Here is a 15,632-nt window from a genome sequence, read left to right on the forward strand (position 1 = left end):
ACGCGCAGGCACGCCCGACGCGCACACGCACGCACGGCGGGGAGACCCGGCGGGGACACCCGGCGGGGACACTCCACGGGCGCCCGGCAGGGGCACCCCGCAGGCACCCGGCGGGGGAAGCCCGGCAGCGGAAGCCCCGCAGGGGAAGCCCGGCAGGCCGTTGGCCGGGCGCCCGCCTGGCCCGCCCGGCCCGCCCGGCCGCCTGCGGGACCCGCCGACGGGTGTCAGCCGTGGGCGGTGTCAGCCGTGGGCGGTGTCCGCCCGGCGCTGCGGCAGCGCGACGACCATCAGCAGAATGCTGCCGAGCAGGACCACCGAGCCGACCTGGAAGGCCAGCCCGTAACCGTCCGCCAGGGCCTTGGGCCCGTCGCCCGCCTCGATCCGGGCCGCGGCGATCGTGGACAGCACCGACAGGCCCAGCGCGCCGCCCATTTGCCGGGAGGTGTTGATCAGGCCGGAGACCAGGCCCTGGTCGGCGGGGTCGGCCCCGGAGGTCGCGATGGAGGCGATCGGTGTCGCGGTCAGGCCCGCGCCCAGTGCCATCAGGATGCCGGGCCCGAGGATCGTGCCGAGGTAGGTGCCGTCGACGTCCATCGTGCCCTGCCAGACCATGCCGGACGCGGAGATCACCGCACCGGCGATGGCCAGCGGCTTGGCACCCAGCCGGTTCATCAGCCGTGGCGCGATCTTGGAGCCCAGGACGATGGACAGCGAGTGCGGGATGAAGGAGAGCCCGGCCTCCAACGGCCGGTAGCCCAGCACGTTCTGCACATAGAGGGACAGGAAGTACCACATGGAGAACATCGCGGCGCCGGACAGCACCATCGCCCCGTTCGCGGACGAGACCGAGCGCAGCCGGAAGAGCCCCAGCGGCATCAGCGGGGCCTTGGCGCGCGCCTCGACGAGGAGGAACACCGCGACCACGACCAGCCCGGCGGCCAGCGGCAGCAGCGCGGACAGCGACCCCCAGCCGTCCGTCTCGGTCTGCACGATCCCGTAGGCGACCAACCCGAGCCCGGCCGTCACCAGCAGCGCGCCGGGCACATCGAGCCGCCGGCCGGCCCCCTGTCGGCTCTCGGTGAGCCACAGCACCGCGCCGCCCAGCACCAGCGCCCCGATCGGCACGTTGATCAGCAACACCCAGCGCCACGAGAGGAATTCGGTGAGCGTCCCGCCCACCAGGCCGCCCACCGCGCCACCGCCCGCGCCGACCGCCGTCCAGGTGGCGATGGCGCGGGTCCGGGCCGGGCCGGCCGGGAACGACGTGGTCAGAATGGTGAGGGTGGCCGGTGAGAGCACGGCCGCGCCGATGCCCTGGACCGTACGGGCCGCGATCAGCTGCCAGGGCTCCTGCGCCAGCCCGCCCCCGAGGCTCGCGACCGTGAACAGCGCCAGCCCCAGGACGAAGATCCGCTTACGGCCGAAGAGGTCGGCGGCCCGCCCACCGAGCAGCATGAAGCCCGCGAAGGTGATGACGTAGGCGTTGACGATCCACTGAAGGCCGAGCTCGCTCAGGCCCAGACCGGTCCGCATGGCGGGCAGCGCCACATTCACGACGGAGACGTCCAGGATCACCAGGAACTGCCCGGAGCAGACCAGCAGCATCACCAGCCAGGCCGGCGGGGCCGTCCTCCGGCGCGCGGTCTTGGGCAGGGTGGCGGAGGTGGCTATCGGCGGCGGCATGCCGACCATGCTTGCATTCGTCGTATGAATCCCGCATCGGTATATCGGTGCATGGGCCACCTGACAGAAGACCTAGGCCGGAAGTCGCAGAGGGGCGGGGGCTGGGGGCGGGGGCTTTTACGGGGTGGGCCTTACGGGGAGAGGGGGGCGGCCCCCTAGGGGGTGAGAGGGCCCCCACTGGGCCAACTACCCAATGCCTGGGGCGAGTTAACGTGGAGGACGGCAGAGTGGGCACACAGGTCGAGTGCCGGCCACGGCGTCGAGCGGCTCACCGGCCGGATCCCGTCACCGAGCCGACCGGACCCCGTCACCGCGCCGGCCGGCCCCCGTCACCGGGCCGATCGGACCCCCTCACCGGGCCGAACTCACCGCCCGGCCCCCCGCACCGACCGACCTCCCCCCAACCCCGGTCCCCCACCACGGTTCCTCACCCCAATTCCCCACCCCCTCACCTCCGTAGCAACGTCACCACCGCCGCGCCGCCCAGGCCGATGTTGTGGGCCAGGCCCACCCGGGCGCCGGGGACCTGGCGCTCGCCCGCGGTGCCGCGGAGCTGCCAGACCAGTTCGGCGGCCTGGGCCAGGCCCGTCGCGCCCAGCGGGTGCCCCTTGGAGATGAGGCCGCCGGACGGATTGACCACCCAGCGCCCGCCGTAGGTCGTGGCGCCGTCGGCGACCAGCTTCCCCGACTCCCCGTCCGCGCACATGCCCAGCGCCTCATAGGTCAGCAGCTCATTGACCGAGAAGCAGTCGTGCAGCTCGATCACGTCCACGTCCTCGATGCCGAGGCCGCCGGCCGCGTACACCTGCCGGGCCGCGGCCCGGGACATCGGTTTGCCGACGACATCGATGCAGGAGCCGGACGTGAAGCTCTCCTCGGTGTCCGTCGTCATGGCCTGCGCGACGATCTCCACCGCCCGGTCGGCCAGACCGTGTTCCCGCACGAACCGCTCGGAGGCGATCACCGCGGCGGCCGCGCCGTCGGAGGTCGGCGAGCACTGCAACTTGGTCAGCGGCCGGTGGATGGTCTTCGCGGCGAGGATCTCCTCAACCGTGTAGACCTCCTGGAACTGGGCGTTCGGGTTGTGGGCGGAGTGGCGGTGGTTCTTGGCGCCGACGGCGGCGAGCTGTTCGGCGGTGGTGCCGTAGCGCTCCATGTGTTCACGGGCCGCGTTGCCGAAGATCTGGGCGGTGGGCGGGGTCATCTCGAAGCCGTGGGCGGCGGCCATCACTCCGTAGTGGCGGGCCACCGGCGAGGCGCTGAAGTCGCCGCCGTCCGCGCCGCCGCCCAGCGCGCCCCGCTTCATCTTCTCGAAGCCCAGGGCCAGGACGCAGTCGTTGAGGCCGGATGCGACGAACTGGCGGGCCATCATTAGCGCGGTCGAGCCGGTCGCACAGTTGTTGTTGACGTTGTAGACGGGGATGCCGGTCAGGCCCAGTTCGTAGGCGGCGCGCTGGCCGGCCGTCGAGGCCTGGTAGCAGTAGCCCACCGGCAGCTGCTCGACCGCCTCGTAGCCGACCCCGGCGTCCGCGAGCGCCGCGCCGCCCGCTTCCTTCGCCATGTCCCAGTACTGCCACTCGCGGGTCTCGGGCTTCTCGAAGCGGGTCATCCCGACGCCGACGATGTACGCCTTGCCAGCCATGCGTGTCCTCCTGGAGGTGGCCGAGTCCGGGGAGTGCGTGGGGAGTGAGTGGGGAGTCAGATCAGGGGGCGGGGCTCCGGGTCGCGGGGCAGGCCGAGCAGCCGCTCAGCGACGACATTGAGCTGCACCTGGGTGGTGCCGCCGGCGATGGTCAGACAGCGCGACATCAGGAAACCGTGCAGCGCCCGTTCACCGGCCCCTTCGCGCACGGCGCCGTCCGGGCCGAGCAGTTCCAGCGCCAGCTCGGCGACCTTCTGCTGGTGCGGGGTCTGCACCAGCTTGCGGATGCTGGCACCGGCGCCCGGCTCCAGCCCCGAGACCTGCTGGAGCGTGGTGCGCAGCCCGATACAGCCCAGCGCGTGCGCCTCGGCGGCCAGCGCGCCCACCCGCACCCGCACCGAGCCGTCCAGTACGGTGGCGCGGTCCAGGAGCGCTTCCAGTCCGGTGTCGAAGGTCAACTGGTCGGCCATGTGGACGCGTTCGTTGTCCAGGGTGGTGCGGGCCACCTTCCAGCCGTTGTCGACCTCGCCGACCACCGCGTCGGCCGGCAGCAGCACCTCGTCGAAGTAGACCTCGTTGAAGAGCGCATCGCCGGTGATCTCCTTCAGCGGGCGGATGTCGATGCCCGGGGACTTCATGTCGACGAGGAAGAAGGTCAGCCCCTTGTGCTTGGGCGCGTCCGGGTCGGTGCGAGCCAGCAGGATGCCGTGGCTCGCCCACTGGGCGGCCGAGGTCCATACCTTCTGGCCGCTGATCCGCCAGCCGCCGTCCGCGGTCCGCTCGGCGCGGGTCCGCAGCGCGGCCAGGTCCGAACCGGCCTCGGGTTCGGAGAACAGCTGGCACCACAGCAGATCGCCGCGCAGCGACGGCAGCAGATAGCGCTCCTGCTGCTCCGGCGTGCCGTGGGCGATCAGCGAGGGGACGACCCAGGTGGCGATGCCCAGATCGCTGATCCGGACCCCGGCGGCCGCCAGCTCCTGCTGGATCGCGAGCTGTTGGACGGGGCCGGCGCCCAGTCCGTAGGGCTTGGGGAGGTGCGGTGCGGCGTAGCCGGTGGGGGCCAGGGCGCGGCGTACGCCGGCGGGGTCGAGGCCGCGGACACCGTCGAGGACCGTCCGGGCCCCGGTCCGGAACTCCGCGGCCCCGGCGGGGAGTTCCAGGTGCAGCTGGCGCCGGGCACCCTCGGCGGCGAGCCGGGCGGCCCGCAGCCGGTGGGTGTCGCCGCTGCCGAGCAGCTGGCGGGCGACGGTCGCCCGCCGCAGGTGGAGGTGGGCGTAGTGTTCCCAGGTGAAGCCGGTGCCGCCGAGGATCTGAATGCAGTCCTTGGCGCAGCTGACGGCGGCGTCCAGGGCGGTCGCGGTGGCCAGCGCCGCGACCAGCCCGCGGACCGCGGGTGGCTCGTGCAGGGCGCGGGCCGCGTCCCAGACCAGGGCGGCGGCCTGCTCGCAACGTACGAGCATGTCGGCGCAGAGGTGTTTGACGGCCTGGAACTGGCCGATGGGACGGCCGAACTGCACGCGGACCGCGGCGTGTTCGGCGGCGGTGCGCAGCGCCCAGGAGGCGGTGCCGCAGCTCTCGGCGGCCCACAGCACCCCGGCCAGGTCGCGGACCAGGTCACTGTCGACGGTGAGCCGGCGCTCGGCGGGCACCGGCACTCCGTGCGCGCTCACCTCGGCGGTCGGCCGGGTCGGGTCGGCGCTCTCCTGGACGCGTACGGTCAGCGTTTCGGCGTCGACCGCGAGCCAGACCGTCTCCCCGGCCCGCCGCCCACGGCCGCGCTGCGCTCCGTACCCTCCGTCCGCCCCGCCCGCCCCGTGCGCTCCGTCCGCTCCGTCCGCTCCGTCCGCCCGATCCGAGGCGCCCGCCGCCTCCCCGTCACCTTCCGCCTCCGATTCCACTTCCACTTCCGCTTCCGCGGCGACCTCCGCCGCCAGCACGATCAGATCCGCGTCGGCGCCGGCCAGCACCGGGGGCGCGGTGCCGTCCAACACATAGCCGTCGGGGCTCTCGACGGCGGTGAGCGAGCCCGGGCCGAGCGCGACGGCGCCAATGCGTGCCCCGGTGGCCAGGGCCCGTACGAAGGTGGGGGCGCCGCCGCGGTGCAGGAGGGCGGCGGCGAGGGTGGTGGGCAGATAGGGGCCGGGGAACGCGGTGCGGCCCAGTTCCTCCAGCACGACGGCGAGATCGAGCAGTTCACCGCCCCCGCCGCCGTCACCCTCGGGGAGATGGAGCCCGAGCAGGCCCTGAGCCGCGAGCTGGTCCCAGTACGCGGGCCGGCCTGGGCGCGTGGGCGCGGTGTCGAGCAGCTTGCGCACCGCCTCAGGCGGCACGGCCCGCGCGGCCCAGCCGCCCGCCGCCTCGGCCAGGTCACGGTGTTCCGGTGTGATTCCGATGCCCATGCGGGGCAGACTAGAACACGTTTCATTCTGACGGAAGGTCAGCTGAAGGGTTGGCTAGAAGGCCAGTTGAGGGGTCAGCCAGCGGCGCGGCCGGCGGGCAGTCCGGGCCCGGGGGCAGCGCCGCCGCACGCACCGCAGACGGCGCCCCACCCCACCCCACCCCACCCCGCGCAGGCAGCAACCGACAGACGCAGGACAGCCCCCCGGCGGGGATTCCCCCGAGGGGAACAGTTCGGATGCACACCGGAAACAGTCCGTTGAATTCCACCCCGGAAGTCATTTCCCGCACCCTCCCCCCACCCCTCTCTCCCTCCCGACGACTCCCTCCCGATCCCTTCCTCCCACCCCACTCCCCCACCCCCGAATTCACCGCTTTCGGGCATCCCGGAAATCACCGACGGGAAATCGACGGGAACAGTCGGGGAACGGACCGGAACCCGACAGGAACCACCGGGAAGAGCCGGGAAGAGCCGGGGCGCCCGACGCGGGAAATGCGAACCGCCGTTCCGATATCCGAATGTTCCGCCCGGGGGACACCCGCACTCCACCCGCGCCGCCCCGTACGGCACGATGAGCCCCTGACCGCACCACAGGAGGAAGCCCATGCCCGCTCCCACGGCTCCGACCGCTCCGCAGCCGGAGATACTCGCCGCTTTCGAGGCGGCGAAGGGCTTCATGCCCGTGGACGAGGGCCTCGCCCTGTATGCGGCGGCGGCCGAGGCGGCGGCCCTGGGGCTGCCGCTGGTGGAGGTCGGCACCTACTGCGGCCGGTCCACGATCCTGCTCGCCGACGCCGCGCGCGGCGCCGGGGTCCTCGCCGTCACCGTCGACCACCACCGGGGCAGCGAGGAGCAGCAGCCCGGGTGGGAGTACCACGACGCGACCGTCGTCGACCCCGAGGTCGGCCGGATGGACACGCTGCCCACCTTCCGCCGCACCCTGCACGCCGCCGGCCTGGAGGAGCATGTGCTCGCCCTGGTGGGCCGGTCACCGCAGGCAGCGGCCGTCTGGCAGGCCCCGGTGGGTCTGGTCTTCATCGACGGCGGGCACACCGACGAGCACGCCACCGCCGACTACGAGGGCTGGGCGCCGCATCTCGCGCCCAACGGGCTGCTGGTCATCCACGATGTCTTCGCGGACCCGGCGGACGGCGGCCAGGCCCCGTACCGCATCTACCGCAGGGCCCTGGAGTCCGGCGCGTTCACCGAGATCTCGGCCCATGGGTCGCTGCATGTCCTGCGGCGCACCGGGGCGGGCATCTGAGCGGGCTACGATCGCGGACGTGTCGAACGGCAGTTCTCTCCCCTCGCACCGCCGCCTGCGCGGCACCCTCCTCGTCGCGCTGGCCGCCGTAGTGGTCGCCGGCCTGGGCGGCTGGCTGGCCTGGCGCTCGTCGGGCCACGACGGGCCCGGAGCCGGGCAACCCGCACCGGGCGGCCCGGCGGAAAGCGCCACCGGCCCCGGCGGCAGCCACACCCCGGGCGGCAAGGGCGCCAAGGACCACGGCCCGCGCGACAGCCTGAAGGGCAAGGTCGTGGTGCTCGACCCCGGCCACAATCCGCACAACAGCGAGCACGGCCGGGAGATCGCCCGGCAGGTGGACATCGGCAACGACCGCAAGGAGTGCGACACCACCGGCACCGCCACCAACGACGGATACGCCGAGGCGTCCTTCACCCTGGACCTCGCCCGCCGGGCCCGCACGCTCCTCCAGGCGCAGGGCGCCAAGGTCGTCCTCACCCAGGACGGCGACCGCCCCTACGGGCCGTGCGTCGACGAGCGCGCGAAGATCGGCAACAAGGCGCACGCCGATGCCGCGCTGTCCCTGCACGCCGATGGTTCGGGCGCCGGCAACCGCGGCTTCCATGTCATCCTGCCCGCCCGCGTCACGGCGGGCCCGGCCGACACCGCCAGGATTGTCGGGCCCTCGCGGCAGTTGGGCGAGCGGCTGGCCGGCCGGTTCCGCACGGCCACCGGAAGTGCCGTGTCCAATTACATCGGCGGCGGCAGCGGGCTCGACAAGCGCTCCGATCTCGGCGGCCTCAACCTCTCCACGGTGCCGAAGGTGTTCATCGAGTGCGGCAATATGCGCGACCCGAAGGACGCCGCGCAATTGACCGATGCGCACTGGCGGCAAAAGGCGGCCCGCGGGATCACCGAGGGCATTACGGACTTCTTGACGCACTGACCGGACCGCCCAACCCGGCTCCGGAACCCGCGGATACCGGATCCGGGACGGCGTACCGATAGCGCGCGGAAACGAACACGACGGGCCGCCGGATTCCGCGACGGGTTCCCCTTTACGATGGGTGGCCACCGCCGTGCCTCGCACTGCGCGCACCGCGACAGCGACGACCGGACCCACGAAACCGACAAAGGACCCTTACGTGAACATCCGCTCCCTCACTCGAGGCGACGGCGTGGTGATCGGAGCAGCGGTGTTGCTGTTCATCGCCTCGTTCCTCTCTTCCACCGGCGGCCCCTACAGCAGCTTCAACGCCTGGAGCTCGGTGTCCATCCTGATGAGCGTGTACCTGGCCGGGGTGATCGGCGCGGCAATCATCGTCGTCAGCCGTGCGCTGCCGCAGCAGCAGGTGCGCAAGGTCGCCGGTCTCGACCTCGCCCAGTTCGGTGTCGCCCTCACCGTGTTCGCGGCATGGACGGCGTTCTGGTCCCTCATCGACGCCCCCAGCGCCGGCGCGGGCCTGATCATCGGCCTGATCGCCACCCTGATCCTGGCCGGTGGCGCCATCGCCACGCCGCTCCTGCCGCCGCTCAAGGTCGCCCTGATCGGCGCCCCGAAGCCGCAGCCCGCCGCCCCCTACGGGGCCGGCCCCAACCCGGGTTACGGCTACCCCGGCGCCCAGCAGCAGGCGAGCCAGGGCTACGGCTACCCGGGCGCCCAGCAGCAGTCGCAGGGCGGCCAGCCGCACGGTCAGCAGGCGCCGGTGGACGCCACGGCCGGCGGCCCGGCGGGTGCCACCGCGGCGGCCGGTGCCCCGGCGGACTTCGCCCCGTTCTGGTTCGCGGTGCCCGTCGCGCGTCCGCTGTACGGCGAGGACGGCGCCCCGGCGCCGATCGCCGAACTTGCGCCCGGCACCTGGTATCTGGCGGTGGAGCAGCGCGGCGCGGCCCTGATCGCCCAGACCCAGGACGGCCGGCGCGGCGTCCTCCAGGACACCACCGGCATCCAGCGCGGCTGACGCCGGACGCACAGCGGTCCTTTCGCGGCCCCTCGCCCCTGCGGGCGGGGGGCCGTTGCGCTGCCGGCGGCCGGCCCGTACAGTTCCCCGACACCGATCTGACGAAGCGTCAGTTAATCGTCTTCAGGGTCACCGTCCGCCGGAGAGGGGCGATCGGGATGCGACTCGGACTGGCACTGGGTTACTGGGGCCGCGGCCCGGACCCCCGGCACCTCGAACTCGCCCGCGCGGCCGAGCGGCTGGGCTACGACTCGGTGTGGACCGCGGAGGCCTGGGGGTCGGACGCCTTCACCGCGCTCACCTGGATCGCCGCCCACACCACCCGGATCAAACTGGGCACCGGCATCGCCCAGATGGCGGCCCGCACCCCCACGGCCACCGCAATGCACGCCCTCACCCTCGACCATCTCTCCGGCGGCCGGGTGCTGCTGGGCCTGGGGCTGTCCGGACCGCAGGTCGTCGAGGGGTGGTACGGCCGGCCGTTCCCCAGTAGCCCGCTGACCGCCACCCGCGAATACGTGGACGTGATCCGCCAAGTCCTGCGCCGGGAAGGGCCGGTGGAGTCGGACGGGGCCTTCCACCCGCATCCCTACCGCGGCGCGGACGGCACCGGCCTCGGCAAACCGCTCAAGCCCATCACCCACCCGCTGCGCGCCGGCCTCCCCCTCCTGCTCGGCGCGGAGGGGCCCAAGAACATCGCCCAGACGACCCGGATCGCCGACGGCTGGCTGCCGCTGTACTGGTCGCCGACCCGCACCGACGTCTACCAAGCGTCCCTGTCCGAGGCCCCGGAGGGCTTTCTCATCGCCCCCATGGCCCGCGCCGTGGTCTGCGACGACATCGCCGAGGGGCTGCTTCCGGTCAAGGCGATGCTCGGCTTCTACATCGGCGGGATGGGGCCCGCGGCCAGGAACTTCCATGCCGATCTGATGGCCCGGATGGGCTTCGAGGAGGAGGCCCGCCGGGTGCAGCGGCTCTTCCTCGAAGGCCGCAGACAGGAGGCGGTGCAGGCCGTTCCGGATGCCTTCGCCGATGAGATCTCGCTGGTCGGACCACGCGAACGGATCGCGGAGCGGCTGGAGTTGTGGCGCACGGGCCCGGTCACCGACCTGCTGGTCACCGCCCCTGACCCGGACACCCTACGGGTGCTGGCCGAGCTGAACCACTGATCGCACCCGGCCGGTCACCCGAAGGTCGCCCAGCTCAGCCACAGGTCGAGCAGGGCGCGGTCGCCCAGCACCTCGACCCGGTCACTGTCGGCGGGCAGCCTGCGGTGGACGACGCACAGCACGTCGGTGAGCGGGCCGCGCAGGGCGACCGCCGCCTTCTCGTGCGCGCGGCGGTGGGTGGGCCCGGGGCCGGTGAGGTCGAGGACCCATTCGGCGTTCAGTGCGGCCGGGGCGTCGGTGGCGTGGAAGTGGAGGGTGCGGCCGGGGCCGTACAGGGTCTCCCCTGATGCCGCGCGCTCGGCCAGCCGCTGTTGGGCGATGGGGAGTTCACAGATCTGCAGCCACTCCTCCAGGCAGTCCGCGGCGATCTCCGGCGGGACGTCGAAGGCGGCACCGGCGGCGAGCGCGGCGTCGATCCGGTGGATCACCGTCTCATGGGCCATCCGGCGGGACCAGAAGCCGGTGCCGCCCTGACCGGCCCAGTTCCACACCGCCACGTCGGGCCCGGCCTCCCGCAGCGCCGTCACGGTCCGTTCGACGCCGTCCGCCAGCCAGGCGTCCAGCTCCGCGGCGTCGTCGCCGGGGCCCTTGGCGTCCGGGACGCCCTCGGGGTCGACGTAGTCCGTGGCGCGGCCGGTGACGACCGCGCCGACCCAGCGGTGCGCCCCGCCGACGTGCCGGGCGAGGTCGGCCAGCGTCCAGTCCGGGCAGGTCGGCACGGTCACGGAGAGGTCGGCGGTGCGCACGATCTCCCGGAGCCGGCCGGTCTCGGCGAGGAGGTGGGCGCAGTATTCCTCATGAGTGAGGGAGCCTTGGAGTGTCATGTGACGGACAGTACGTGCCCGGCGCCCGCCCGGCCTCTTGATTTCGCCGGGAACGACGCCTGAAGGCCCCGCCGGCGCCGGGCCCGGTGCGGTGCCGTCGGGGCTCGCGCGAACCCCGACGGCGCCCCGTCTAGCAGCAGTCCGGGTCGAGCCCCGTCGGCAGGTGCTCGCCCCCGAAGACCGTGGTGGTGGCCTCGTCGCCGCCCAGGGCGGCCACCGCGAGCAGCAGCGAACCGGCGGTCCAGGAAGTGCGTTCCTGTGGCCAGATCGCATCGTCGTCGAAGACGTAGCCGGTCCAGTACATCCCGTCCTCGGCGCGGAGGTGCTGCATCCACTTGAGGATCTGTACGGCCCGATCGGACTCCCCCATCGCCCACAGGGCGAGCGCCAGTTCCGCGCTCTCGCCGCCGGTGACCCAGGGGTTGGGCAGCACACAGCGCACGCCCAGGCCGGGCACGACGAACTGCTCCCAGTCCGCGTCGATGCGCTCACGGGCCTGCGCGCCGCGGACGGCGCCGCCGAGGATCGGGTAGTACCAGTCCATGGAGTAGCGGGACTTGTCCAGGAACCGCTCGGGGTGGCTGCGTATCGCATGGCCGAGGCGGCCGACGGCCAGCTCCCAGTCGGGCTGCGGCTCCTCGCGCTGCTCGGCGAGCGCCAGCGCACAGCGCAGCGCCTGGTAGATGGACGACGAGCCGGTCAGCAGGGCGTCGTTGACGGGCGTGCCGTCGTCCTCGCGCTTCCAGCCGATCTCGCCGCCGGGCTGCTGGAGCTCCAGGACGTACTCGGTCGCGGCATGCACCGCGGGCCACATGCGGTCGAGGAAGGTCTCGTCGCCGGTGGACAGGAAGTGGTGCCAGACGCCGACCGCGAGATAGGCGCAGAAGTTGGTCTCCCGGCCGCGGTCGGTGGGTTCCTCGGCGTCGCCGTCGGCGTAGGCCGCGTACCAGGACCCGTCCGGGTTCTGGTGCCGCGCCAGCCAGTCGTACGCGGCCTCGGCGCGCTCGTGTTCGCCGGCCGCGTCCAGAGCCATGGCGGCCTCGGTGTGGTCCCACGGATCGAGGTGGTGGCCCCGGAACCAGGGGATCGCGCCGTCCGGCCGCTGGGTGGCCAGGATGCCGGCCACCGTGCGGGCGGCCTGCTCGGCGGTGAGCACCCCCGGCAGGACGAGCCGTTCGGTACGCCCGGGACTTGTCACTTGGCGGCCCCGGCGGAGCGCTTGGCGGAAGCCTTGGCGGCGGGCTTGGCGCCGGATTTGGCGGGGGCCTTGGCGGGGGCCTTGGCGCCGGACTTGGTGCCCGGCGCGGCCTTGCGGGCCTTCGCGGGGGTCCCGGCCGGCGGCTCGGCGGCCGGGGTGGCGGGGGCCGCGGCGGACTCACTCGCCTCGGCGGCGGCCGGCTCGGCGGTGGCCGCCTGGGGCAGATGCGGCTTGGTGGCGTAGACGACGAAGCTCTTGCCGATGACGGGGTTCAGCGCCCGCTCGGCGAGCCGGGTGGCCAGCGGCTTCTTCATGATGTCCCAGACCAGCAGCTTGTGGTACGCCTGCACCGGCAGCGCCTTGTCGTTGTCCACCCCGAAGGCGCACTTCAGCCACCAGTAGGGGCTGTGCAGCCCGTGCGCGTGGTGCGTGCCGTACGGCTCCAGACCGGCCTCCCGCATCTTGCCCAGCAGCTCGTCGCCGCGGTAGATGCGGATATGGCCGCCCTCGACCTCGTGGTAGGCGTCGCTGAGCGCCCAGCAGACCTTCTCGGGGCCGTAACGGGGGACGGTGACCGCGATCCGGCCGCCGGGGCGCAGCACCCGGACCATCTCGGCGAGCACGCCCTTGTCGTCCGGGATGTGCTCCATCACCTCGGAGATGATCACGACATCGAAGCTGTCGTCGGGGAACGGCAGGTTCAGCGCATCGCCCTCCATGGCGGTGGCGGAGGCGCCCGCCGGGGCCTCACCCGCCTCCTCCATCGCGGCGAACCACTTGGCGACCTCGCGGATCTCCTCGCCGTTCTGGTCGAGGGCGACGACCTGCGCGCCGCGCCGGTAACACTCGAAGGCATGCCGGCCGGCGCCGCACCCCAGGTCGAGCACACGGTCGCCCGGAGCGAGCGGGAAACGGGAAAAGTCGACGGTCAGCACGGCGTTCTGCTTTCGTCCGGCGGTTGGTGGCGGTGGTGGCTGCGGAAGGAAGTACGGGCCGGTCGGGCCACTAGGCGTGCCCGGCGGCACTCGGCGCGGTCGCGGTGCCGGCGGCCCCGCCGGACGCCGCCCCGGGGAGGGCGCGGGCTCCGGCCCGGCCTCTCTGGAGGGCGATGGCCTCGCGGTAGCGCTCCGCGGTGCCGAGGGCGGCCTGCCGCCAGGTGAAGCGGGCCAGCACCCGCTCCCGGCCGGCCGCGCCGAGCCGGCGGCGCAGCGTCTCGTCGCCCAGGAGGCGGAGCAGTCCGCCCGCCAGCGCACCGGCGTCGCCCGGGGGCACCGCGAGACAGGTCTCGCCATCCGGGCCGGCGACCTCGGGGATGGCACCGCCGGTGGTGGCCAGCAACGGCGTGCCGGTGGCCATCGCTTCGGCGGCGGGCAGCGAGAAGCCCTCGTAGAGGGAGGGAACACAGGCGATCTGGGCGCTGCGCACCAGGTCGACGAGTTCGGGGTCGCTGATGCCCTTGACGAACTCGATGGCGCCGGACAGGCCGAGCCGCTCGATGGCGGCGGCGACCGGCCCGTCGTCGGCGCGCTTGCCGACGACGACCAGATGCGCATCGGGCTGTTCGGTGCGCACCTTGGCGAGCGCCTCGACGAGGTGGATCAGTCCCTTGAGGGGGACATCCGCGCTGGAGGTGGTGACGATCCGGCCGGGCACCTCGGCCACCGAGGCATCCGGTGAGAACAGGTCGGTGTCGGCGCCGATATGCACCACATGGATCCGGTCGGCGGCCACCCCGAGGTCATCGACGATCTCCTGACGGGAGGACCCGGAGACGGTCAGCACGGACGGCAGCCGCCGGGCCACCCGCTTCTGCATCCGGGTGAAGCCGTACCAGCGGCGCACGGAGGCCCGGCGCTTCCAGCCGCCGGCGGCCGCCAGGTCGAGGCGCCGGTCGACGGTGATGGGGTGGTGGATGGTGGTGACCAGCGGGGCGCCGAGGGCGCCGGGGCCGCCGAGCAGGCCGTAGCCGAGGGTCTGGTTGTCGTGGACGACATCGAACTGGCCACGGCGGGCGGCGAGATGGCGCCGGGCCCGCAGCGAGAAGGTCAGCGGTTCGGGGAAGCCGCCGGTCCACATCGTGCCGACCTCAAGGGCGTCGATCCAGTCGCGGTACTCGCCGCGCTTCGGCGTACGGAACGGGTCCGGCTGGCGGTAGAGGTCCAGGCTGGGCAGCTCGGTGAGGATCACCCCGTCGTCGACGACGGGGTAGGGCTGGGCGCCGATGACCTCGACGGAGTGGCCGAGGCGGGCCAGTTCGCGTGAGAGGTGCCGTACGTAGACGCCCTGTCCGCCGCAGAACGGGTTCCCCTTATACGTGAGCATCGCGATCCGCAGGGGACGCTCGCCGTTCGTCGGGGCGGAGGCCGGGGTGGCCTCTGCGGGGCGAGGCGCGGCTGCCTGGACGGCCTCTGCGGTCACGCTCGGCCCCCTTCTCACTGGACTTTCGCCGGAGCGTAACCGCTGGCGGTAATCTAGAACAAGTTTCAGAACTGATTGGCTACTGATCAGTTCACCGAGCTTCGAATCTACCGGCCGAGAACGAAGCGAAAAGAGCCGCACCAGGTGATTCGCGCCACCACCCGCCCCCCTGCCATGCTGTGCCGAGCACACCACCGGCACTCGCCGCATCGCGGACGGAATGCCACGGAATGGGAAATATGACTACGGAATCCAAGGCGGCCAGACCGACCCTTCCCGCGAGTCCTCCCCTGACCGAGCGTCAGGAGGCCCGACGCCGCCGCATCCTGCACACCAGCGCCAAGCTGGCGTCCCGTGGTGGCTTCGACGCCGTGCAGATGCGCGAGGTCGCCGAGTCCTCGGGCGTCGCGCTCGGCACCCTCTACCGCTACTTCCCCTCCAAGGTGCATCTGCTGGTCGCCACCATGCAGGACCAGCTCCAGCACATGCACGAGACGCTGCGCAAGCGCCCGCCGTCGGAGCAGGACCCGGGCGCACGGGTGGCCCAGACCCTGATGCGGGCGTTCCGCGCGCTCCAGCGTGAGCCGCATCTCGCGGACGCGATGGTGCGCGCACTGACCTTCGCGGACCGCTCCGTCAGCCCCGAGGTGGACACCGTCTCCCGGCTGACCACCGCGATCATCCTCGACGCGATGGGCCTGGACGGCCCCGCCACCCCCGAGCAGCTCTCCGCGGTCCGCGTCATCGAACACACCTGGCACTCGGCCCTGATCACCTGGCTCTCGGGCCGCGCCTCGATCGCCCAGGTGAAGATAGACATCGAAACGGTGTGCCGCCTGATCGAGCTCACTTCGGGTGAACGGGAGGGCTGAGGCGGGGGCGGGGGGCCGCGTCAGCGCCGCGCCGGGGTTGCGTCAGTTCCGTGGCGGGGCCGGGCCGGGGGCGCGCCGGGGCCGTGGGCGTCAACCCAGCGACGCTGATCTGCGTCACGTCGCCGGGCCGTGGGCGCCATCCAGCGATGTTCGCCTCGGCTCGCCGCGCTGACAGCGCCCACTTGCGCACTCACCTCGTCGGCCCGCGCGCGTTAACGCCGCCT

Annotated in this window: 11 protein-coding genes and 1 pseudogene; 5 read left to right on the plus strand and 7 right to left on the minus strand. The window is 72.9% G+C overall.

Annotation, left to right across the window (positions count from 1 at the left end; translation table 11 throughout):
• Positions 1-240 precede the first annotated feature (240 nt).
• The 3 genes from ACZ4XD_RS00520 to ACZ4XD_RS00530 all read right to left on the minus strand — a co-directional run bounded on the left by ACZ4XD_RS00520 (position 241) and on the right by ACZ4XD_RS00530 (position 5,724).
• A complete protein-coding gene (locus ACZ4XD_RS00520; protein WP_468036751.1) occupies positions 241-1,692 on the minus strand; it encodes an MFS transporter in 1,452 nt (483 codons plus the stop codon).
• Positions 1,693-2,131: 439 nt separating this feature from the next.
• Positions 2,132-3,325, minus strand: coding sequence for a lipid-transfer protein (locus tag ACZ4XD_RS00525; RefSeq protein ID WP_468036753.1), 1,194 nt, complete (start codon positions 3,323-3,325; stop codon positions 2,132-2,134).
• 56 nt (positions 3,326-3,381) lie between these two features.
• Positions 3,382-5,724 carry an acyl-CoA dehydrogenase gene (locus ACZ4XD_RS00530; RefSeq protein WP_468036755.1) on the minus strand — a complete coding sequence of 781 codons (2,343 nt, stop codon included), beginning with the start codon at positions 5,722-5,724 and terminating at the stop codon, positions 3,382-3,384.
• A 603-nt stretch (positions 5,725-6,327) separates the two neighbouring features.
• On the opposite strand from ACZ4XD_RS00530, the gene ACZ4XD_RS00535 reads away from it, so the two are divergent.
• From ACZ4XD_RS00535 to ACZ4XD_RS00550, 4 genes are all read left to right on the plus strand, one after another.
• On the plus strand, positions 6,328-6,987 hold the full coding sequence (locus tag ACZ4XD_RS00535; RefSeq protein ID WP_468036757.1) for a class I SAM-dependent methyltransferase: 660 nt from the start codon (positions 6,328-6,330) through the stop codon (positions 6,985-6,987).
• Positions 6,988-7,006: 19 nt separating this feature from the next.
• On the plus strand, positions 7,007-7,912 hold the full coding sequence (locus ACZ4XD_RS00540; RefSeq protein WP_468036759.1) for an N-acetylmuramoyl-L-alanine amidase: 906 nt from the start codon (positions 7,007-7,009) through the stop codon (positions 7,910-7,912).
• 199 nt (positions 7,913-8,111) lie between these two features.
• Positions 8,112-8,927, plus strand: coding sequence for a DUF5336 domain-containing protein (locus ACZ4XD_RS00545; protein WP_468036761.1), 816 nt, complete (start codon positions 8,112-8,114; stop codon positions 8,925-8,927).
• A gap of 158 nt (positions 8,928-9,085) precedes the next feature.
• The gene (locus tag ACZ4XD_RS00550) at positions 9,086-10,096 is read left to right on the plus strand and encodes an LLM class F420-dependent oxidoreductase (protein ID WP_468036763.1); all 1,011 of its coding nucleotides are present in this window, start codon (positions 9,086-9,088) and stop codon (positions 10,094-10,096) included.
• Positions 10,097-10,110: 14 nt separating this feature from the next.
• Here ACZ4XD_RS00550 and ACZ4XD_RS00555 read toward each other — a convergent pair whose 3' ends face one another.
• The 4 genes and pseudogenes from ACZ4XD_RS00555 to ACZ4XD_RS00570 form a co-directional block, all read right to left on the minus strand.
• On the minus strand, positions 10,111-10,920 hold the full coding sequence (locus tag ACZ4XD_RS00555) for a maleylpyruvate isomerase family mycothiol-dependent enzyme (protein ID WP_468036765.1): 810 nt from the start codon (positions 10,918-10,920) through the stop codon (positions 10,111-10,113).
• Positions 10,921-11,050: 130 nt separating this feature from the next.
• The gene (locus ACZ4XD_RS00560) at positions 11,051-12,118 is read right to left on the minus strand and encodes a prenyltransferase/squalene oxidase repeat-containing protein (RefSeq protein ID WP_468036767.1); all 1,068 of its coding nucleotides are present in this window, start codon (positions 12,116-12,118) and stop codon (positions 11,051-11,053) included.
• 185 nt (positions 12,119-12,303) lie between these two features.
• Positions 12,304-13,053, minus strand: a pseudogene (locus ACZ4XD_RS00565) (class I SAM-dependent methyltransferase); the annotation flags it as partial.
• Between the two features lie 70 nt (positions 13,054-13,123).
• Complete coding sequence (locus ACZ4XD_RS00570) at positions 13,124-14,536, minus strand: glycosyltransferase family 4 protein (protein WP_468036769.1); 1,413 nt, start codon at positions 14,534-14,536, stop codon at positions 13,124-13,126.
• Between the two features lie 239 nt (positions 14,537-14,775).
• Here ACZ4XD_RS00570 and ACZ4XD_RS00575 point away from each other — a divergent pair, with 239 nt between their 5' ends.
• The gene (locus ACZ4XD_RS00575; RefSeq protein WP_468036771.1) at positions 14,776-15,408 is read left to right on the plus strand and encodes a TetR family transcriptional regulator; all 633 of its coding nucleotides are present in this window, start codon (positions 14,776-14,778) and stop codon (positions 15,406-15,408) included.
• The last annotated feature ends 224 nt before the right edge of the window (positions 15,409-15,632 follow it).

The sequence above is a fragment of the Streptomyces sp. NPDC029466 genome, assembly GCF_055574515.1.